Source organism: Ramlibacter sp. (genome assembly GCF_035627355.1).
Classification (GTDB): domain Bacteria; phylum Pseudomonadota; class Gammaproteobacteria; order Burkholderiales; family Burkholderiaceae_C; genus Ramlibacter.
Map to the genome: position 1 here is coordinate 1 of NZ_DASPLW010000040.1, position 20156 is coordinate 20156.

20 protein-coding genes are annotated in these 20156 nt (G+C 73.1%); 8 read left to right on the forward strand and 12 right to left on the reverse strand.

Annotation, left to right across the window (positions count from 1 at the left end; all coding sequences use genetic code 11):
• Together VEC03_RS10025 and pdxH are read right to left on the reverse strand one after the other, a co-directional pair.
• Window positions 1-700, reverse strand: a 700-nt coding sequence (locus tag VEC03_RS10025) for a multicopper oxidase family protein (protein WP_324914817.1), incomplete at its 3' end; no start/stop codon positions are given.
• A gap of 51 nt (window positions 701-751) precedes the next feature.
• Window positions 752-1399 (reverse strand): pyridoxamine 5'-phosphate oxidase, encoded by a 648-nt coding sequence (pdxH, locus tag VEC03_RS10030; protein WP_324914818.1) that lies wholly within the window; start codon window positions 1397-1399, stop codon window positions 752-754.
• Window positions 1400-1516: 117 nt separating this feature from the next.
• Between pdxH and VEC03_RS10035 the strand changes: the two genes are divergently transcribed.
• A complete protein-coding gene (locus tag VEC03_RS10035; RefSeq protein WP_324914820.1) occupies window positions 1517-1747 on the forward strand; it encodes an SHOCT domain-containing protein in 231 nt (76 codons plus the stop codon).
• 45 nt (window positions 1748-1792) lie between these two features.
• Here VEC03_RS10035 and VEC03_RS10040 read toward each other — a convergent pair whose 3' ends face one another.
• Window positions 1793-2422, reverse strand: coding sequence for a hypothetical protein (locus VEC03_RS10040; RefSeq protein ID WP_324914822.1), 630 nt, complete (start codon window positions 2420-2422; stop codon window positions 1793-1795).
• A 224-nt stretch (window positions 2423-2646) separates the two neighbouring features.
• Between VEC03_RS10040 and VEC03_RS10045 the strand changes: the two genes are divergently transcribed.
• Genes VEC03_RS10045 through VEC03_RS10055 form a run of 3 tightly spaced genes read left to right on the forward strand, consistent with a single transcriptional unit; the run spans window position 2647 to window position 4531 of the window.
• Entirely contained in the window at window positions 2647-3468 is an 822-nt protein-coding gene (locus VEC03_RS10045; RefSeq protein WP_324914824.1) for a class III extradiol ring-cleavage dioxygenase, read from the forward strand.
• Window positions 3465-4082, forward strand: a complete 618-nt coding sequence (gene ypfH, locus VEC03_RS10050) for an esterase (RefSeq protein ID WP_324914825.1) — start codon at window positions 3465-3467, stop codon at window positions 4080-4082. Before VEC03_RS10045 ends, ypfH begins: the two co-directional genes overlap by 4 nt.
• Window positions 4079-4531: a hypothetical protein gene (locus VEC03_RS10055; RefSeq protein ID WP_324914827.1), complete on the forward strand. Its 453-nt coding sequence runs from the start codon at window positions 4079-4081 to the stop codon at window positions 4529-4531. The genes ypfH and VEC03_RS10055 overlap by 4 nt, the downstream gene beginning before the upstream one ends.
• Before the next feature lie 29 nt (window positions 4532-4560).
• Here the strand turns inward: VEC03_RS10055 and VEC03_RS10060 are convergent, their stop codons facing one another.
• Window positions 4561-4911, reverse strand: coding sequence for a DUF3147 family protein (locus VEC03_RS10060; protein ID WP_324914829.1), 351 nt, complete (start codon window positions 4909-4911; stop codon window positions 4561-4563).
• 23 nt (window positions 4912-4934) lie between these two features.
• Window positions 4935-6446: a class I adenylate-forming enzyme family protein gene (locus tag VEC03_RS10065; protein WP_324915046.1), complete on the reverse strand. Its 1512-nt coding sequence runs from the start codon at window positions 6444-6446 to the stop codon at window positions 4935-4937.
• Window positions 6447-6471: 25 nt separating this feature from the next.
• Here VEC03_RS10065 and VEC03_RS10070 point away from each other — a divergent pair, with 25 nt between their 5' ends.
• A complete protein-coding gene (locus VEC03_RS10070) occupies window positions 6472-7059 on the forward strand; it encodes a nucleotidyltransferase family protein (RefSeq protein WP_324914831.1) in 588 nt (195 codons plus the stop codon).
• Between the two features lie 61 nt (window positions 7060-7120).
• On the opposite strand, the gene VEC03_RS10075 is transcribed toward VEC03_RS10070, so the two are convergent.
• Both VEC03_RS10075 and cls read right to left on the reverse strand, forming a co-directional pair.
• Window positions 7121-7642, reverse strand: a complete 522-nt coding sequence (locus tag VEC03_RS10075) for a superoxide dismutase family protein (protein WP_324914833.1) — start codon at window positions 7640-7642, stop codon at window positions 7121-7123.
• A 77-nt stretch (window positions 7643-7719) separates the two neighbouring features.
• Window positions 7720-8979, reverse strand: a complete 1260-nt coding sequence (cls, locus tag VEC03_RS10080) for a cardiolipin synthase (RefSeq protein ID WP_324914834.1) — start codon at window positions 8977-8979, stop codon at window positions 7720-7722.
• 104 nt (window positions 8980-9083) lie between these two features.
• Between cls and VEC03_RS10085 the strand changes: the two genes are divergently transcribed.
• Genes VEC03_RS10085 through VEC03_RS10095 form a run of 3 tightly spaced genes read left to right on the forward strand, consistent with a single transcriptional unit; the run spans window position 9084 to window position 13948 of the window.
• Window positions 9084-11552, forward strand: a complete 2469-nt coding sequence (locus VEC03_RS10085) for a DNA internalization-related competence protein ComEC/Rec2 (RefSeq protein WP_324914836.1) — start codon at window positions 9084-9086, stop codon at window positions 11550-11552.
• Window positions 11553-11577: 25 nt separating this feature from the next.
• On the forward strand, window positions 11578-12993 hold the full coding sequence (locus VEC03_RS10090; RefSeq protein ID WP_324914838.1) for a tetratricopeptide repeat-containing glycosyltransferase family protein: 1416 nt from the start codon (window positions 11578-11580) through the stop codon (window positions 12991-12993).
• 4 nt (window positions 12994-12997) lie between these two features.
• On the forward strand, window positions 12998-13948 hold the full coding sequence (locus tag VEC03_RS10095; protein WP_324914839.1) for an ornithine cyclodeaminase family protein: 951 nt from the start codon (window positions 12998-13000) through the stop codon (window positions 13946-13948).
• Between the two features lie 452 nt (window positions 13949-14400).
• Here the strand turns inward: VEC03_RS10095 and VEC03_RS10100 are convergent, their stop codons facing one another.
• The 5 genes from VEC03_RS10100 to VEC03_RS10120 are packed head-to-tail and all read right to left on the reverse strand — an operon-like array spanning window position 14401 to window position 20145.
• Window positions 14401-15021: an N-methyl-D-aspartate receptor NMDAR2C subunit gene (locus VEC03_RS10100; RefSeq protein ID WP_324914841.1), complete on the reverse strand. Its 621-nt coding sequence runs from the start codon at window positions 15019-15021 to the stop codon at window positions 14401-14403.
• Window positions 15018-16100: a lytic murein transglycosylase B gene (gene mltB / locus VEC03_RS10105; protein WP_414708478.1), complete on the reverse strand. Its 1083-nt coding sequence runs from the start codon at window positions 16098-16100 to the stop codon at window positions 15018-15020. The genes VEC03_RS10100 and mltB overlap by 4 nt, the downstream gene beginning before the upstream one ends.
• The gene (locus tag VEC03_RS10110; protein ID WP_324914843.1) at window positions 16097-18139 is read right to left on the reverse strand and encodes a DUF3488 and transglutaminase-like domain-containing protein; all 2043 of its coding nucleotides are present in this window, start codon (window positions 18137-18139) and stop codon (window positions 16097-16099) included. Before VEC03_RS10110 ends, mltB begins: the two co-directional genes overlap by 4 nt.
• Before the next feature lie 23 nt (window positions 18140-18162).
• Window positions 18163-19185, reverse strand: a complete 1023-nt coding sequence (locus VEC03_RS10115; protein WP_324914845.1) for a DUF58 domain-containing protein — start codon at window positions 19183-19185, stop codon at window positions 18163-18165.
• Between the two features lie 39 nt (window positions 19186-19224).
• Entirely contained in the window at window positions 19225-20145 is a 921-nt protein-coding gene (locus VEC03_RS10120) for a MoxR family ATPase (protein ID WP_324914847.1), read from the reverse strand.
• Window positions 20146-20156: the final 11 nt, after the last annotated feature.

The window sequence follows — 20156 nt, forward strand, 5'->3', positions numbered from 1 at the left end:
AGATGCGGGCATTGGCCGCGTTCACCAGCCGCAGCCGGATCCGCTCGCCGCGCCGGACCGGCAGGTCGCGCGGCAGTTGCCCGTTGAGCGTGACCAGGTTGCCGATCCGCCCGGCGTGGGCGATGTCGTGCGGGTGGCCGAAGTCGCCGGCCAGGCCGCCGTCGCGTGCCAGGCGCCAGTCGTCGAGCACCCACACCAGCTCGCGGTCCACCTCCAGCGGCTGCCGCTCCTGCACCACCAGAGCGCCCTGCAGGCCGCGCTCGACCTGTTCGGCGCTTTGCAGGTGCGAGTGGTACCAGAAGGTGCCGGCGTCCGGCAGCTCGAATTCGTAGGTGAAGCGCCCACCCGGCGCCACCGGGGGCTGGGTGAGGTGCGGCACGCCGTCCATGGCGTTGGGCACCCGCACGCCGTGCCAGTGCACGGTGGTCTCGACCGGCAGCCGGTTGTGGAAGTTCACGCGCAGGCGGCCGCCCTGCACGGCCCGGATCACCGGTCCGGGGACGCTGCCGCCGTAGCTCCAGGCCTCGATGGCGGGATGGCCGTCGCCGCGCACTGCCGCCTGCGCGGGCTGTGCCACCAGGTCGACCTCGGTGGGCGGACGGGCGCCGGATGGCGCCGCGCAGCCGGTGGCGAGCAGGGGAGCGGGCATCGCCAGTGCCAGCCACTGGCGGCGGTTCAGGGATGCGGCCATCGTTGCCATCGGCGCCTCGTTCCAGGCTCGCTGTCGATCGTGCGTGGCCGCCGAGCCGGCTCAGGGCGCCAGCCGCTCGCGCAGCCAGTCGTCGTCCTCGCGCGAGTACCGCAGCCGGTCGTGCAGCCGGCTCTTGCGGCCCTGCCAGAACTCCCACTGGTGCGGCACCAGCCGGAAGCCGCCCCAGTGCGGCGGGCGCGGCGGGTTGAGCAGGAACTGGGCGCTGTACTTCGCCGCGTTGGTGACCAGCACCGCGCGGCTGGGGATGGGCTCGCTCTGCGGGCTGGCCCAGGCGCCTATGCGCGAATCGAGCGGGCGGCTGGCGAAGTAGGCGTCGCTCTCGTCCTCCTCGGTCTTCTCGACCGTGCCCTCGATGCGCACCACGCGCTCGAGCTCGACCCAGTGGAACTGCAGCGCGGCGAAGGGGTTGCCGGCGAGTTCGCGGCCCTTGCGGCTCTGGTAGTTGGTGTACCAGACGATGCCGCGCTCGTCGTAGCCCTTGATCAGCACGATGCGGGTGCTGGGCCGCAGGTCGCTGCCCACGGTGGCCAGCGTCATCGCGTTCGGTTCGGGAATCTCGGCGGCGATCGCCTCGCCGAGCCACTGCTCGAACTGGCGCAAGGGGTCCGCGTGGCTGGCTTCCTCGCTCAGCTCGGCGCGTTCGTAGCTCTTGCGCAGGTCGGCGAGGCGGCTGGAAGGGGAGCTCATGGGGCGATTGTCGCAGCCGGCCGCAAGGCCGTGCAGCCGACGTGGCGCGCGGCTTGACCGCGGTCAGCGCAGGTCGGCGCGCAAGCGGCTAACGTGTGGGCGAAAGGAGTGCTTGCCATGTGGCACCCGATGTGGGGATGGGACGGTGGCTGGGGATGGTTCGGCCTGATGCACCTGGTGTGGTGGGTGCTGTTGCTGGCGGGCGCCATCGTGCTGGTGCGCGCGCTGCTGCGCGGCGGCAAGCCGCGGCAGGACAGCGCGCTGCAGATCCTGCGCGAGCGTTTCGCTCGCGGCGAGATCGACGCAGCCGAGTTCGACCAGCGCCGCCAGCAGCTGGAGCGACGCTGAACGCCGCGGCGGCGACGCGATCCCGCGTGTGCCGCGACGCGCGTCCTAGCGGCGCCAGCCGCGGCCCATCTGCTCGCGCTGCTGCGGCGTCAGGACCGCGTCCATGCGCTTGCGCAGCTCGAGCGAGTTCTCGAACATCTGCTTGTGCAGGGCGGCCGAGTCGTCGTAGTGCTTGCGCGCGGCCTGCTCGTCGAAGGGGCGGCCCGGGGCGTTGGCGCTCCACATCAGCTGGTGCATCTGCTGCATCAGGCCCCACTGCCTCTGCTGGAACGCCTGCTGCGCCTCGGCGATGCGGGCCTGCTGGTCGGCGCTGAGGTCGGCGGGCCAGGCCATGCCGTATCCACCCATCATCCCCGGGCCGAAACCGCCCATCATTCCGTGGCCGTGGCCGCCCATCATGCCGGGGCCGTAGCCACCCATCATCCCGGGGCCGTATCCACCCATCATTCCGGGTCCGTAGCCACCCATCATCCCCGGCCCGTAGCCGCCCATCATCCCTGGGCCGTAGCCACCCATCATCCCGGGGCCGTAGCCCCTCGTCATTCCGGGCCCGTACTCACCCATCATCCCGGGGCCGTTGCCACTGCCACCGGGTCCCTGGCCGCCGGGGCCATAGGGTTGCGCGCAGGCGGTCAGTGCGGCCGCCGCCATCAGGACCATCAAGCTCTGCTTCATGCGCATGGGACGCTCCTTCGCTCGGGTACGAGCATTCTGTTGCGCCGGATGCGCCCCGGGCTGATCGCCATCAAGCGGGCGGCGGGCCGCGGGGGGCCCGGCGGATCAGCTCGCCGGCGCGCCGCAGCCGCCCACTGTTGCTGAATCAGCAAGAAGCCATGGCTGGCCGGGTGGTTTTTCGGGGGCGGCCGGGCCCACAGAATCGGGACAGGAAAGGATCACCCATGGACACGTTGCCCGCCCTGTTCGTCTCCCACGGCGCACCCACCTTCGCGCTGGAACCCGGCCTGGCCGGCGCACAGCTGCGCGCGCTGGGCCTGGCCCTCGGCAAGCCGCGTGCGATCGTCGTCGTGTCGCCGCACTGGATGACGCGCGGCATCGAAGTCGGCGCGGTGGGTCGACCCGAGACGGTGCACGATTTCGGCGGCTTCCCGCGCGCGCTGTACCGGCTGCAATACCCGGCGCCCGGCGCACCGGAGCTGGCCGAACGCGCCGCACAGCTGCTGCGCGAGGCCGGCCTGCCGGCCACCCTGGACCGCGCCCGCGGCCTGGACCACGGGGCCTGGGTGCCGCTGATGCACCTGTACCCGGAGGCGGACGTGCCGGTGGTGCAGGTCTCGCTGCCGATGGATGCCGACGCCGCGGGCGCCTACGCGCTGGGCCGCGCCCTCGCACCGCTCGCTGAGGAAGGCGTGCTGGTGGTCGGCTCGGGCAGCCTCACGCACAACCTGTACGAGTTCCGCATGGGCAGCACCGAGGGTGCGGCCTATGCGCGCGAGTTCGCCCTGTGGATCCGGCAGGCGGTGCTGGAAGGCGACCGCGAGCGGCTGCTGCAGGCCATGGAGCGCGCGCCGCACGCCGCCCGTGCCCATCCGACCGACGAGCACTTCCTGCCGCTGCTGGTCGCCCTGGGCGCCTCGAGGGAGGGGGCGCCGGCCACGGTGCTGGACGGCGGCATCCGCGACAGCGTGCTGGCCATGGAGTCCTACCTGTTCGGGCGCGAGCTCGAAGTCGCGGTCGACGGCCAGGAAGAGGTGGCGGCATGAGCGACGCCTCCATCGTCGCCGCCCGCCCGCCCGGTGCGACGGAGCTGGTGCTGCTGTTCCACGGCGTCGGCGCCTCCGCCGCCGACCTGCTGCCGCTGGCCGAGGCGATCGCCGCCGTGCGGCCGCAGGCCTTCGCGGTGAGCGTGGATGCGCCGCACCCGTCCGGCCTGGGCCGCGGCCGCGAGTGGTTCTCGGTGCTCGGCGTGACCGAGGAGAGCCGCCCGCCGCGCATAGCCGCCGCCATGCCGCTGTTCCGGGACACCGTCGCGCACTGGCAGCGCGAGGGCGGCATCGGTCCGGACCGCACCACGCTGGTCGGCTTCTCGCAGGGCTCCATCATGTCGCTCGAATCGACCCAGTCGGACGAGCCACTGGCCGGCCGCGTGATCGCGCTGGCGGGGCGCTTCGCGCAGCCGGTGCGGCGCGCGCCGGCCGCGGTGCGCTACCACTTCATCCACGGCACGGACGATCCGGTGATCGCGGCGCATTTCAGCGCGGAAGCGGCCGAAGCGATCGGCCGGCTCGGGGGCAGCGCCAGCGTGGACCTGCTACCCGGCCTCGGGCACGGCGTGGACGCGCGCGCCGCCAAGCTGGCGCTGGGATACCTGGGGTGAGCGCGCGGCTGGTGATCGCGGCGGACTACGTGCTGTCGCGCGATTCGGCCGTGGGCTGGACCGAGGTCGCCCGCCTGCCAGGCGGCGCCGGAGCGCTGCTGCCGGCCGGCAGGGTTTCCATCAGCGACGCCCACATGGAGGCCGCCATCGAACGGGCCGAGGACTGGCTGATGCCGCACGCCGCCGCGCTGCAGGGCGAGGTACTGGAAGTGCTGGACGAAAGCGGCCGCCTGGCCGCAGGGCTGCGAGCCGGCTACGCCGCCGGCGCGACCGAATGGGACACCGACGAGTGGGAGGCGCTGTTCCTGCGCGTGGTGGACCGCGTGCTGGGCCCGCGCGCCGCGCTGCAGCCCGAGGAGCCGGCCTTCATCGCCGACGTGCTGCTGCTGCGCGAACTGGCGCACCACGGCCGGCTGCAGAAGCTGCAGATCCTGCCGCAGCCCGCCTGACGCTCGGTCAGGCGCTCACGATTTCCGCGTCAGAGCAGGTCCACGCCGAAGCGGCGCAGCACCAGCACCGTGAGGGCGAAGCTGCCCATGGTGACCACGGCCGACAGGCCCAGCGCCCCCCAGAAGCCCGCCCGTCCCAGCAGCCAGGGAAAGAGCAGGAACATGGGCAGGGTCGGCAGGACGTACCAGAACGTGAACCAGGCGTGGTTGGCGATGGTCGAGCGCGGCTGGTCCTCCACGTGCAGCCAGATCAGCGTGAGCGTGGTCACCAGGGGCAGCGCGGCCAACAGCGCGCCCAGCCGGTCGCTGCGCTTGGCCAGTTCCGACACGGCCACCACCAGCGCGGCCGTCACCAGGTACTTGAAGGCGAGCCAGAGCATGGTGGGGGCGGGGAGCTCCAGCCTTACGCGGTGCCGTTCTTCAGGCGCTCCCGCAGTTCGGTCTTGAGTACCTTGCCGTAGTTGTTCTTGGGCAGCGCGTCGCAGAACACGTAGCGCTTGGGCCGCTTGAAGCGGGCGATCTGTTGCAGGCACACGGCATCGAGCGCGGCGGAGTCCGGCGCCTGGCCGGGCTGCGGCACCACGAAGGCGACCACGATCTCGCCCCATTCCGGATCGGGCGCGCCCACCACCGAGACTTCGGCCACGCCGGGCGCCGTCAGCAGCACCTCCTCGACCTCGCGCGGGTAGATGTTGGAGCCGCCGCTGATGATCATGTCCTTGCTGCGGTCGCGCAGGGTCAGGAAGCCGTCCTCGTCCAGGCTGCCCATGTCGCCGGTGAACAGCCAGCCGTCGCGGATGGCCGCTTCGGTGGCCTTCGGGTCGCGCCAGTAGCCGGCCATCACGGTGTCGCCGCGCACCAGCACCTCGCCCACCTCGCCGGCCGGCAGCGACACGCCGTCGGCATCGGCCACGCGCACCTCCACCGGCGTCTGCGCCACGCCCACCGAGGCCACGCGTTCGGCATGGCGCGGGTGCGCGCTGTCCAGCAGGTGGCGGCGCGACAGCGCGGTGATCACCATCGGGCTCTCGCCCTGCCCGTAGATCTGCACGAAGCGCGGCCCCATCACCCGCAGCGCGCGGTGGAGGTCCTGCACGTACATGGGCGCGCCGCCGTAGACGATGGTCTTGAAGCCCTCGCCCGAGAGGCCGTTCGCTTCGGCGTGGTCGACCAGGCGCTTGACCACGGTGGGTGCGGCGAACATGGTCAGCCGGCCGATGCGCCGGGCCAGCCCGAAGATCTCCTCCGGGTCGAAGCCGCCCGAGGCGGGCACCACGTGCCGCGCGCCGGCCACCATGTGCGGCAGCGCGTACAGGCCGGCGCCGTGCGACATCGGCGGGCCGTAGACGATCGCGTCCTCCGGTTCGATTGCGTCCACGTCGGTGAAATAGGCCATCGCCATCGCCAGCAGGTTGCGGTGGGTGAGCATCACGCCCTTGGGCTTGCCGGTGGTGCCGCTGGTATAGAACAGCCAGGCCAGGTCGGTCGGCGCGCAGGAGGCCATCGGCAGCGGAACCGGGGCCGGCAGCGCCGCGTAGTCGCTGCCGTCGACGTCGATGCAGGCGCCCGGCACCTGCAGCCCGGTGCCCACGTCGGCGGTGACGAAGGCCCAGCGCGCGCCGGCGTGGTCGGCGATCCACTGCGCCTCGCGCAGGTGCAGCTTGGCGTTCATGGGCACCACGGCCAGCCCGGCCCACCAGCAGGCGTACAGCAGCTCCAGGTAGGCCGTGTGGTTGTGCATGAACAGGGCGACCCGGTCACCCGGGTCCAGCCCGCGTTCGCGCAGGCCGGCGGCCAGCCGGGCCACGCGCCCGGCGAGCGCGCCGTAGTCCAGGTGCAGCCGGTCGCCGGCGAACACCGCCGGCCGGCGGGGATCCTGCCGCGCGATGCGGGCGAGGCTGTTGGCGAGGTTCATGTCGCCGGAGATTACAGTCTTCGCCATGCCCCCTGTGCCGCCGCTCCCTGTCGTGCTGGTGCTCGCTTCCGGCCGCGGCGAGCGCTTTGTCGCGTCCGGCGGTGCGGGCTCCAAGCTGCAGGCCCTGCTGGCCGGCAAGCCGGTGCTGCAGTGGACGCTGGACGCGGTGCGGGCGAGCGGGCTGCCCTTCCACGTCGAGGATGCGGGGCATCCCGGGATGGGCGACTCGATCGCCGCCGCGGTGCGGGCCACGCGCGGCGCCCCGGGCTGGCTGGTGCTGCCGGGGGACCTGCCGCTGGTCAAGCCTGCGACCCTGCGGCAGGTGGCGCAGGCGCTGGCGGAGGGCGCGGAGGTGGTGGTGCCGTCGTATCGCGGCGAGCGCGGGCATCCGGTGGGGTTTTCGGCGGCGTGCGGCGAGGCGCTGGTGGCCCTCACCGGGCCCAAGGGGGCGGCGGCGGTGGTGAAGGCTCACCGCGTGACGGAACTGCCCGTCCAGGACGAAGGCGTGCAGGTGGACATCGATACGGTGGATGCGCTGGCCGATGCGGAGCGCCGGCTGCGCGCGGGCGCCGCGGAAGACGGACGCACCGGATCCCCGCCTCCGCGGGGATGAAAGCAAGTGGTCATCCTCCGCGCAGGCGGAGGATCCAGCGCAACGCGCCTCCAGCCTTGAACTAGCCTCGTGCGATCACCGCACAAGCCAGCCGCGGCCCGGCGTTGCCCGTGGGCTGCGTGGCGTAGTCGTCCGGGTCGCGGTGCACGATCAGGCCCTTTCCGACGATGTCGGCCGGGCCGCTGCCGACGGCGATCGAGCGGCTCTCGAAGTTGAAGCGCGCCACGCCGGTGGCATCGGCCCTGAGGCTGGGCAGGTCGCCCACGTGGTGCCGGCCGCTGCCGTGCCGGCCGTGCGGGGCGCCGGCCGGGTTGAAGTGCCCGCCCGCGCTCATGCCGTCGCCGCTGGAGCAGTCGCCCTTCTCGTGCACGTGGAAGCCGTGCTCGGCGTTGGGCTTGAGCCCGCGCACCTCGCCGGACACCACGACCTTGTCGCCCGACGGCGTGAAGCGCACCTGGCCGGCGGTCGCATTGCCGGTGGTGGGCGACAGCGTGGCGACGGCGGACGGACCGGACGTCAGGGTGCCGCAGGCGGCCAGCGCGAGGGCCGCCGCGGCCGGGGTGAGCAGGGAGAGCTTGCGCATGCGGATCTCCTGGAGCTTCGCCGGCGCACTGTACGTCCGCACCCGCAGTTGCGTCCAACGCGACAGCAGGCCACCCTTCACAGCACCGGCGCCAGCACAGCGGTGACGCGCTCGTGCAGCTTCTCGGTCCAGGGCCGGCGCTGCCAGTCCGCCAGCGTGATGCGCCTGCAGCTGCGCAGGTCGGCCTCGAAAACCTCGGTCATGCGGCGGGCGAAGGCGCCGTCGTAGACGTTGAGGTTGGCCTCGTCGTTGAGGTGGAAGGAGCGCGGGTCGAAGTTGGTCGAGCCGACCGACACCAGCAGGTCGTCCACGATCATCATCTTGCAGTGGTACATGGTCGGCTGGTATTCGTGCATCTCCACGCCCGCCTCCAGCAGCGGCCCCCACAGGCCGCGCGAGGCGTGCCGCACGGTGTCCTGGTCGGTGTGCGGGCCGGGCGTGATCACGCGCACGCGCACGCCGCGCCGGGCCGCCGCCTGCAGCGACGCCAGCGCCACGTCGTCGGGCACGAAATAGGCGCTGGCGATGTCGATGCTGCGCTGCGCCGCGGTGATCGCCAGCAGCATCATCAGCAGCATGGACTCGCTGCCGCCGCTCGGCGAGCTGGCGAACATCTGCGCCGGCATGCCGCCGGCCGGCGCCAGGTCGGGGAAGTAGTCGTGCCCGTGCAGCACCCGGCCGGTGGTCTTGTTCCAGTTGGACAGCATCACGCTCTGCATCTGCGCGACCACCGGCCCCTCCACCCGGAAATGCATGTCGCGCCAGTGCTCCGGGTCCTGCGCGTCGCCGCACCACTGCGGCGCGATGCCGACGCCGCCGGTGAAGCCTATGCGGCCGTCCACGATCAGCAGCTTGCGGTGCGTGCGGTTGTTCATGCGGCCCAGGTTGAACCAGCGCAGCGGGTGGTACATGCGCACCTCGACGCCGCTGTCGCGCATGCGCTGCACGAGTTCGCGGTCGACCTTGGTGCTGCCGACCCAGTCCAGCAGCACGTGCACCTTGAGGCCCGCACGCGCCCGGTCCGACAGCGCCTCGGCGAACTCGGTGCCGATCTCGCCCGACCAGTAGATGAAGGTCTCGAACAACACCGTCTCGCTCGCGCCGCGGATCGCCTCCAGCATGGCCGGGAAGATGCGGTCGCCGTTGACCAGTTCCTGCACCCGGTTGCCCTCGACGATGGTCGGGCCGAGCAGCATGGCCATCGAACGGTGGAACTGCCGGTCGTCCACCGGGTACAGGTGTTCGATCACCTGCTCCACGCGCCGCTCGCCGCTGCCGAAGTTGACGACCAGCAGCGCGATCAGCAGGGCGGCGAGGAAGGCGAGCAGGACCAGCACGGCCGCAGGATGGCAGGACGGGTTGCCGATGAGCGTCGGACCGGTTCCCGAAACGAGGGGAGGGCGCTGTCGGCCGCGCGGGCCGGGCAACCGTTGAGCCGCCAATGCACGTCGGAGCAAGCCCCTGGACATCCGTGCTGGCCGGCGCGGTCCTCGGGCCGGCACTGCAGCTGCAGCAGCCGCAACTGTGGCCGCTGCCGGTCTATGCCGCGGTGCTGGCGGCAGGGCTGGCGGGCCTGCTGCCTGCCCTTGCATGGCGCGGTGCCGGCCGCGCCCCGGTCGTGCTCGCGTTCGCGGCCCTGGCCGCGTTCGGGTTGTGCGGCAGCCGCGCGGCGCTGTTCGCCGCCCAGGCGCTGGACCCGGCCCTGGAGGGGCGCAACCTCGTGGTCACCGGCACGATCTCGTCCATGCCGCAGCGCCACGACTGGGGGCAGGCCTTCCGCTTCGCGGTGGACGAAGCGGCGCTGGACGGCCGGCCCGTGCGCCTCCCGCGCCGGCTGTCGCTGGGCTGGTATGCCGCCAGTGCGTTCGCCGACGAAGCGCTGGTCGAGCCGCAGCGCGCGGCACCGGCGCTGCGCGCGGGCGACCGCTGGCAACTCACGGTCCGCTTGCGCGCGCCGCACGGCAACGTCAATCCGCACGGTTTCGATTTCGAGCTGTGGCTGTGGGAGCAGGGCGTGCAGGCCACCGGCTACGTGCGCACCGGTCGCGACGACCCGCCGCCGCGGCTCGTGGGCGCCAGCTGGCGCCACCCGGTCGAGCGCGCCCGGCAGTCGGTGCGCGACGCCATCCTGGCCCGCGTCGCCGACCCGAACGCGGCCGGCATCGTCGCCGCGCTGGTGGCGGGGGACCAGAACGCGATCGCCCGCGACGACTGGGACGTGTTCCGCGCCACCGGCGTGGCCCATCTCATGTCGATCTCCGGGTTGCACGTCACCATGTTCGCGTGGCTGGCCGGCGCGCTGGTGGGCCGGGCCTGGCGGCGCAGCGTGCGCCTGTGCCTGGCCTGGCCGGCCCAGCACGCGGCGCTGTTCGGCGGGCTGCTGCTGGCGGCCGCCTACGCGCTGTTCAGCGGCTGGGGCGTGCCGGCCCAGCGCACGCTGCTGATGCTGGCGGCGGTCGCGGGCCTGCGCTTGTCGGGTCGGCGTTGGCCCTGGCCGGCCACCTGGCTGCTCGCCGCCGCGGTGGTGGTCACCGCCGATCCCTGGGCCCTGGTGCAGCCCGGGTTCTGGCTCAGCTTCGTGGCGGTGGGGGTGCTGTTCGCCACCGATACGGCAGGCGAGCGCCCCCCTTCGTCATTCCCGCGAAGGCGGGAATCCAGTGCTTCCGCCTTCAGCGGTGCCGTTGCATGCAGCACGGCGCGAACGTGGATCGATCGCCTGCTCGCCCTCCTGCGCGAACAGGGCATCGTCACCCTGGCCCTGTCCCCGCTCACCCTGCTGCTGTTCGGCCAGGTGTCCGTGGTGGGGCTGCTCGCCAACCTGGTGGCCATTCCCTGGGTGACGCTGGTCGTCACGCCGCTGGCCATGGTCGGCGTGCTGGTCGCGCCCGCCTGGGACCTCGCGGCATTCGCGGTGCAGGCACTGGCAGCGGGCTTGCAGCAGCTGGCCGCGCTGCCGTTCGCGGTCTGGTACGGCGCCGCCCCGCCGCTGTGGGCCGGCGCGGCCGGCGTGCTGGGCGGCGTGCTGCTGGCACTGCGCTGGCCGGCGCCGGTGCGGGCCCTCGGCGTGCCGCTGCTGCTGCCCGTGCTGCTGTGGCAGGCGCCGCGCCCGGCGGCGGGCGAGTTCGAACTGCTGGCCGCCGACGTCGGGCAGGGCAATGCGGTGCTGGTGCGCACCGCCTCGCATACCCTGCTGTACGACGCCGGCCCGCGTTTCGGCGCCGACAGCGATGCCGGCCAGCGCGTGCTGGTGCCCCTGCTGCGCGCGCTGGGCGAGCGGGTCCACGCGGTCGTGCTCAGCCACCGCGACAGCGACCACACGGGCGGCGCCGCAGCGGTGCTGGCGATGCAGCCGCAGGCCGCGCTGCTCGCTTCGCTGGAGCCGGATCACGCGCTCGTCGCGCAGAACGCGGGCCAGCCCTGCCTGGCGGGCCGGCGGTGGGAGTGGGACGGCGTGCGCTTCGAGTTCCTGCACCCATCGGCCGCCGGAGCCGGCCGGGCGGCGCGGCCCAACACCCTCAGTTGCGTGCTGCGCGTGGCCAACGCGGCGCAGGCGGCGCTGCTGGCCGGCGACATCGAGCAGCCGCAGGAAGCGGCGCTGCTGGCACGCGGCGCGGCCTTGCGGGCGCAGGTGCTGCTGGTGCCGCACCACGGCAGCCGCACCTCGTCCAGCGAAGCCTTCCTGGACGCGGTGCAGCCGCGCTGGGCGCTGGTGCAGGCCGGCTACCGCAACCGCTTCGGGCACCCGGCGGCGGCGGTGCTGGAGCGCTACGTGCAGCGTCAGGTCGAAGTGGTCGAGTCGGCGCGCTGCGGCGCGGCCTGGTGGTCGTCGGCGCGGCCGGACGCGATCCGCTGCGAGCGACAGGCCGAGCCGCGCTACTGGCGCCACCGGGTGCCGGAGGCCGGACCCTGAGGCTATCCTGCGGGCAAACCCACCCATGGATCCCGTCCAGGCCACCACCCTCCTGTTCGCCGACCAGGCCCGGCGCCTGCTGCAGGCGGGCGAGCACGCGCAGGCGCTGGCCGCCTACCGCCGGCTGTACGAGGAGATCGGCGATCGCGACCGCTACACCGTGCTGCACTACGGCCAGTGCCTGGCTAGGGCCGGCGAGCTGGAGCCGGCGGCCGCGCGCTTTCGCGAAGCGGCGGTGCAGGAGCCGGGCTTCCTGGAGGCGCACCTCGAGCTGTCCGGCGTGCTGTGGCGGCTGGGCGAATTCCAGGATTCGCTCTCTCACGCGAGGGCCGGCGTGCACCTGGCGCCGGAGCATCCACAGGCGCTGCGTACGCTGGGCGTGGCGCTGCTGCAAGCGCGCCAGGCCGACGAGGCCGAACGGCAGCTGCGGCGCGCGCTGGAACTCGACCCGGACGCGGCCGCCACGCACGTCGAGCTGGCCCGCTGCCTGTGGTTGGCAGGGCGGCTGTCGGAGGCCTGGGGCGAGTTCGAGCGGCGCTGGGACGACCCCGCGTTGGCACGCCGGCCGCCGTTCTACGAAGCCGATCTCGAATGGGCCGGGCCATCGCAGCCGCTGCAGGGGCGCCGCCTGCTGGTCTATGCGGAGCCGGGCCACGGCGACACGATGCAGGCGCTGCGCTACCTGCCGCTGCTGCAGCAGCTCGGCGCCGAGCTGGTGTGCGTGGTGCCGACGGCCCTGGTGCCGCTGGTCGAGTCCAGCTTCCCCGGCGTGGAGTGCGTACGGCCCGATCGCGACGTGCAGGCCGACCTGCACGCCGCACTGCTCGATCTGCCGGGGCGCTTCGGCACCACGCTGCAGGACATCCCGTCGCCGCGGGGTTACCTGCGTCTGCCCGCCGCGCGGGTGCGCGAGTGGCAGGAGCGGCTGGCGCCCTGGCAGGACCGCTTCCGGCTGGGCCTGGCCTGGCGCGGCGCAGCCGGACATCCGAACGACCGCAACCGCTCGCTGGCGCTCAGCCAATTGCGACCGCTGCTGGCGATGGAGGGGGTGCAGGCCTTCAGCCTGCAGAAGGACGATGGGGGCGCGTGGACCGACGTCGCTGTCCAGGGCGAGCCGATGGTGGACCTGGCCGGCGAGTGGCGCGACTTCGCCGACAGCGCGGCGATGCTGCAGCAACTGGACCTCGTGCTCACGGTGGACACCGCCACCGCGCACCTGGGCGGCGCGCTGGGCGTGCCGACCTGGGTGATGCTGCCGCCGAACGCCGATGCCCGCTGGCTGCTGGAGCGCGAGGACTCGCCCTGGTATGCGTCGCTGCGGCTGTTCCGGCGCGGTCCGGACGAGAGCCGCGAACAGCAGGTCGCGAGGGTCGTGCAGGCGCTGGCGGCGCATCGGCAGCGGCATCTCGCGCAAGCGCATCCGCCGGGCCGGCTACCCTAGCCACATGAAAGTCCTGGACGCCCAAGCCACCCGTGCCGCCCTGCCGTTCGACCGGCTGCTGCCCGCCCTGCAGTCGCTGTTCGCCAGCGGCTGCGAAGTGCCGCCCCGGCACGTGCACGAAGTGCCGGTGCCGGGCCAGGCCGGCTTCACCTCGCTGATCATGCCGGCCTGGATCCCCGGGCGCTACTACGGCATCAAGACCATCAACATCGCGCCCGGCAACGCGCAGCGCGGCCTGCCGGGCCTGCACGCCAGCTACCTGCTGTGCGACGGCAGCACGGGCGTGCCACTGGCGGTGCTGGACGGCGATGCCATCACCCACCGCCGGACCGCCGGCGCCTCGGCGCTCGCGGCCGGCTGGCTCGCGCGGGCCGATGCGCGCCACCTGCTGGTGGTCGGCGCCGGGCAGGTCGCCCGCCTGCTGCCGCACGCCTACCGGGCCGTGCGGGCCATCGATCGCGTCAGCGTGTGGGCGCGCTCGCCGGCCAAGGCCGAGGCGCTCGCCGCCGAATGGCGGCAGCAGGGGCTGCCCGCGCGCGCGGTGCCCGACCTGCAGGCGGCCTGCGGCGAAGCCGACATCGTCAGCTGCGCGACGCTGGCGAGCGAGCCCGTGGTCCGCGGCGCCTGGCTGCGTCCGGGCACCCACCTCGACCTGATCGGCAGCTTCACGCCGTCCATGCGCGAGGCCGACGACGCCTGCTTCGCCGGTGCAGCCCTCTACGTGGACACCGAGGAAGCGCTGAAGAAGAGCGGGGAACTGCTGGGCCCGATGTCGCGTGGCGTCTTCCGGGCTGAGGACGTGCGCGGCACCCTGGCCGCCCTGGCGCGCGGGGAGGCGGCGGGACGCGGCAGCCCGCAGGAGCGCACCGTCTTCAAGTCGGTGGGCACCGCCCTGGAAGACCTGGCGGCGGCGATCCTGGCCTACGAGAGCGCCTCGGCCCAGGGAGCAGGCTGAGCGGCTATTCCCCTCCTTCTCGCGAGGCGCACTGCTGTCCCGGGAATCGCGTATCTCATGCGGGAGCGCAGGTATAGGGGTGTTGGCACCCGCGCTGCCGTTCCCGCGGCGGGCGGTGGCTGCCGGAGCCGATTTGTGTGGCGCCGCGAAATTTCTCCGGACTGGGGCAGCGCGCCGCAGGCGCGCGACCGTGCTCTGACTGGCGGCATCTGTTTGAGCAGCGCGACGAAGGAGCGCAGCGAGTTATGCCGCCCGCCCCAGGCCGGAGAAATTTCGCGGGAAGCCCCTGCGAGCGGCAGCGAGCAGGGGCCGCCACACCATGAGGCTATGGCGGGCGCCGACCGCCGCGCTCCCCGCTCTTGGCTTGCAACCTCTCCATGCGCGTGCGCGCTGCTGGAAGCGGGAGCTCTGTCGGGGATGACAGGACCATGGGTGCCGCCGCCCTGGCGCCTTCAGCCCGCGCAGCTCTTTTGCAGGTTCTCCCGCGCCCGCGCCTCCAGCGCGTCGTGGAAGGCATCGGTCAGGTAGATCCGCGGCCGGGCCAGGAAGTCGCGCAGCAGCTGTGGCCGGCGTTCGCGCCACATCGCCTCGGGCACGTGGGCGTACTCCTGCCGGATCTGCCGCTCGTACTCGTCGAAGCGGGCCGGTGCGGCGCCGAGGATGGCCAGGTCGATGTCCAGCAGCAGGCGCGTGTCGGGATCGTCGCCCGCGTACTGGTGGGTGCGCGTGGCCATCACCAGCGCGTGCACGCGGTCCGCGACCTCGGGCGTGCAGCCGGCGGCCAGCACGCTGGCGCGGGCCCAGTCGGCACTGCGCTGCTCGTTGTCGTCGCGCGTCGGCTCGTACACGGCGTCGTGGAACCACAAGGCCAGTTCCAGTTCCGCCGGCCGGCGCGCCAGCATGGAGGCGGCTTCGAAGTGCGCCAGGCATTCGCGCAGGTGCTGCAGCGTGTGGTAGTGCCGCTGGCGCTCACCCCAGGCCGCCACCAGCTGGTTGAGCAGCCCGCCGTTGACGCTGGCGGCGCCCAGCTCGCCCCACAGGCGCTGCCACGAGGCCAGGCCGATCGCCGTCATGAGCCGCCCGGCAGCGCCGCCTTCACTTCGCGCCCCAGTTCGATCACCGCCATCGCGTAGTAGCTGGACCAGTTGTAGCGCGTGATCACGTAGAAGTTCTCGGTGCCGGCCACGTAGGTCGGCGGCTCGCTGCCGTTCTGCAGCTCCACCAGCGCCAGCGGGCCGTCGTGCTGCACGGCCTCGCCTTCCAGGTGCGCGCCCTTGGCCAGGAAGCTGGGCACGCTGAAGGTGGGCAGGATGTCGGGCGCCAGCAGCGCCTCCAGGTCCAGCCGCTCCACGTCGAAGCTCACCGGGTAGTGGGTGGGCATGCCGGGCTGCCACCCGAAGGCCTTGAAGTAGTTGGCCACCGAGCCGATCGCGTCGGTCGGGCTGCGCCACAGGTCGATGCGGTCGTCGCCGTCGAAGTCGATCGCCCAGCGCACCCAGCTGCTGGGCATGAATTGCGGCAGGCCCATGGCGCCGGCGTAGCTGCCCAGCGGCTGCGCCGGGTCGCCGCCCAGCCGGCTCTGCAGCGCGAGGAACTGCTCCAGCTCGCCGCGGAAGAAGGCGCTGCGCTCGGCCGCGCGCGGATGCGAGGCCGGGAAGTCGAAGGCCAGCGTGGCCAGCGCGTCCAGCACGCGGAAATTGCCCATGTGCTGGCCGTAGAGGGTCTCCACGCCGAGGATGCCGACCACGATCTCGGGCGGCACGCCGAAGTCCTGTTCGGCCCGGCCCAGCGCCTCGCGGTTGTCCTGCCAGAAGCGCACCCCGGCCTGCACGCGGACCGGGTCGATGAAGCGGTTGCGGTAGGCCGCCCAGTTCTTGGGCGTGCCCGTCGGCGCGGGCTGCATCAGGCGCTCGACCACCGGCAGCCGCTGCGCCTGCGCGATCGCCTGCCGCGTCCAGGCCGGGTCGAGGCCACGGCGTTCGGCCACCTGCTCGGCAAAGGCCATGGCGTCGTCCCGCATCGCATACGGCGTGCCCTGGCGGGCCGGCGCCTGCACCTTGACCTTCTTCGGCGAGGAGGGCCGGGCCGACGCAGGCGGGGCTGCCATGGCAAGGGCAAGGGCCGCCAGCACGGCGGCGAGCACGGGTTTCATTGGGGAGAGGGCCAGGACAGTCGGTTGAGTTCGCGCTGCAGCGCCGGCAGGGGGGCCGGCGCGCGCGCCGCATAGCGCTGCGCCTCCAGGCGCAGCAGCCAGTCTGCCAGCGCCGCGCCGTCGGCGCCGAAACGGTTGGTGACGGCCTCGGCCATCTGGCGCGGGCCGGCGGCCGGTGGCAGCGGTACGCCCGCTTCGGCCAGCCGGCGGTGCACGCGCGCGAGCAGGCGCAGCCAGGGATCCTGCCGGCTGCGCTCCCAGCGCGCCCACGCCGCGCCCGCCAGCGCCACGGCGACCACGACCGCGATCAGCACGTAGCTGAGGTCTTCCCAGCTGGGCGAGCGGAAGCCGAGCTTGCGCAGCAGGTCGAGCTGCTTGCTCTGGGTGTAGTTGAGTACCCACTGGTTCCAGCCGTTGTTGATCGCCTCCCAGGTCTGGCGCAGCTGCGCGAGCAGGGTCGGGTTGACGGTGCCCAGCGCCGCGGCGAACGCGCCTTCCGGGGCGCGCAGCCGCTGCAGCGAGCCGGTGCGCCCGGGCGCCACCATGGAGGTCGGATCGACCCGCACCCAGCCGCGCCCGGCCAGCCAGACCTCGGTCCAGGCGTGGGCGTCGCTGTGGCGCAGGATCCAGAAACCGTCCACCGGATTGAGCTCGCCGCCCTGGTAGCCGGTGACCACTCGCGCCGGGATGTCCATCGCGCGCATCAGCACCGCGAACGCCGAGGCGATGTGCTCGCAGAAGCCCTGCTTGCGGTCGAACCAGAACTCGTCGGCCGTGTGCTCGCCATAGACGCCCGGCTCCAGCGTGTAGACGTAGCCGCCGGTGCGCAGGCGCTCCAGCGCCGCCTCTACCAGTGCCGGCTTGTCGGCCGGGCCGCCGGGCGCGCTGCGCATCATCTCGGCCGCCATCTGCAGCGTGCGCGGGTTGAACGAGGGCGGCAGCTCCCGGTATTGCGGCGCCAGCATGGCGACGCTGGCCTGCGCGTCGGCCCGCCACGCCAGGTGGCTCTCGACCTGGTAGCGCAGCAGGTCGGTCACCGGGCGCGTCGAGATCCATTGCAGCTCGCCGCCGCCGATCGCCTCCACCCCCGGGCCGCTGGGCGGGCGGGTGGCGACGTCGAGCACCAGAAGCCAGGGCCGGTTGTTCGGCTCCAGCGTCACGGTGTAGCGCACCGGCTCGCCGAAGGCCTGCAGCCGCACCGGCGGCAGCAGCGCCTGGGCGTACGCACCCAGCCGCGGCAGCAGCGGGCGCCATTCGCGCCCGTCGAAACTGGACAGCACCGGGCCGCGGAAGTACAGGTCGTTGGCGGCCGGCACCGGCCCGTCGAACTTGACCCGCATCGCGATGCCTTCCTCCAGCGCGAGCTGGGCCACGTTGCCCACCCGCATGGTGGACGACAGGCCGGAGCGCCCGGTCATGCCGTCGTTGGGGATGCCCCACAGCGGCGCGAAGCGCGGGAACAGCATGAACAGCACCGCCATGACCGGCGCCCCCAGCAGCGCCATGGTGCCGGCCGTGCGGGCGGCCTGCGCCAGCGAGGGCCGGCCCACCGGCATGTGGGCGTTGACCAGCGCCGTCAGCAGCCCCAGCAGGCCGACCAGCATGGCGGCCGCGGTCAGCAGCGACTGCGAGAAGAAGAAGTTGGTCAGCAGCGTGAAGAAGCCGAGGAAGAACACCACGAAGGCGTCGCGGCGGGCGCGCAGCTCCAGCGTCTTGAGCGCCAGCAGCACCACGATCAGCGTCACGCCCGCATCGCGCCCCAGCAGCGTGCGGTGCGAGAAGGCGGTGGCCGCGACCGTGGCGGCCAGCAGCCCCAGCACCCAGGCGGTGCCGGGCAGCGGCGCGGCGCGCACGGCGAGCACCCCGCGCCACACGAGGATGGCGGCGGTCAGGGCGATGCACCAGGCGGGCAGGCGGCCCGCCTGCGGCAGGATCAGCCAGGCGATGACAACCAGCAGGAACAGGGTGTCGCGCGCCTCGCGCGGCAGCGAGGCGGCGGCCGACAGCCACGAGCGGCGGGCCGGGCCGGCGGCCGGCACGGTAGCAGCGCCTGCGCGATCGCTCAGCACAGCGCCAGCGCCTCCAGGCAGCGGCGGCGATGGCCTTCGCCGGCATCGGGCGCGATCTCCAGCCCGGGCAGGCGCAGGCCGTAGTCCACGCCCAGCTTGTCGGCCTGCAGCACCCAGGCCGCCAGCCGCGACAGGCGCGCTTCGCCGTCGACGGCGCCGGCCCGCGCGAAATCCAGCCACAGTTCGCGCCGCTGGGCCTGCTGGGTGTCGCGGCTGACCAGCTCGTCGGCCTTGGCGACCTTCTTCCACACCACCAGCTTGAGCGGATCGCCGCGGCGGTAGGCCCGCACGCCGTCGAATTCGCCCGCGCTCTGCACCCGTGCGGGCCCGGCGGTGCCGGCGCGCGGCTCGCCCTCGGGCAGCGGTGGCGGCAGCGGCTCCGGCGCCGGCCAGACCATCACCTGGGCGGCCGGCCGCCAGACGGTCCAGACGCGAAAGGTGCCCAGTGGGAACCGCGTCTCGGCCGTCAGCGGCGGCACCCGGTGCAGCCCGCGCCGCGGCGGCTGGAAGGCGACGGAGACCGTCGCCGTGCCCAGCGCCGGCACGTCGGTCCAGGCCCAGCGATCCTCGTGCTCCGCATCGAGCACCGACAGGCCGATGCCGTAGCGCGTGGACCTGCGCCCGTTGGTGAGCGTGACCCGCAGCGGCGCGTTGCTGCCGGCGAACACCGGTTCCGGCGGCGCCAGCGTGAGCGTCAGGCCGCGCAGCGTGGCGTGGCACACGTGCATGCCGGCCACGGCGCTGCCGGCCAGCAGGAAGGTGAGCAGGTAGCCCAGGTTGAGCTGGTAGTTGATGGAGGCGACCAGCAGCACCAGCAGCGTGAGGGCCAGCATCAGGCCGGGGCGGGTCGGCAGGATGTAGACGTTGCGCTGGGTGAGGGTGGTGGTGTCCGACAGCGGCAGCCGCGCCTGCCACCAGGCGCGGAAGCGCCGGCGCACCAGGGCGATCGGGCTGATGACGAAGGACGAATGCCCCGGCTGCTGCTCAGCCGGTGAGGACAAGCGGATGCCCGTCATGGGTCATTCGACGCCGCAGGCGAGGCCATACGTCATGTACTACGGAAGCGGCACGGCGTCGAGCATTGCACGCACCTGCTCGACCGGCCCCCGCCCCGCATCGCCGACCGGCACCAGCCGGTGCGCGATGGTCTGCGGCAGGATGGCCTGCACGTCGTCGGGCGCCACGTAGTCGCGCCCGCTGATCAGGGCCTGCGCCTTGGCGGCCCGCACCAGCGCGATGCCGGCGCGCGGCGACAGCCCCTGCAGGAACCAGCGGCCGCTGCGGGTGGCCGCGACCAGGTCCTGCACGTAGTTCAGCAGCGGCTCGGCCGTGTGCACCGCCAGCACTTGGCGCTGCAGGGTCTCCAGGTCGGCGGCCGTCAGCCGGGCGGGCATGCCCACCACCATGTCGCGCCGGTCGGCGCCCGAGAGCAGTTCGCGCTCGGCGGCCCGGTCCGGGTAGCCCAGCGAGATGCGCATCAGGAAGCGGTCGAGCTGCGACTCGGGCAGGGCGAAGGTGCCGAGCTGGTCGTGCGGGTTCTGGGTGGCGATCACGAAGAACGGGGAGGGCAGGGCCCGGGTCTCGCCTTCGACCGTGACCTGCTTCTCCTCCATCGCCTCCAGCAGCGCGCTCTGGGTCTTGGGGCTGGCGCGGTTGATCTCGTCGGCCAGCAGCACCTGGGCGAACACCGGGCCGGGGTGGAAGACGAAGGCCTCCTTCCCGCGCTCGTAGATCGACACGCCCGACAGGTCGCTGGGCATCAGGTCGGCCGTGAACTGCACCCGCGAGAACTGCAGCCCGAACGAGCGGGCCAGCGCATGCGCCAGGGTGGTCTTGCCCACCCCCGGGACGTCCTCGATCAGCAGGTGGCCGCCGGCCAGCAGGCAGGCCACGCAGTCGCGCACCTGGTCCGGCTTGCCCACGATCACCGTGTTAAGCTGGTCCAGCAGCGCCTTGAGTTTTTGTCGTGCTTCCATCAGGGCATGAC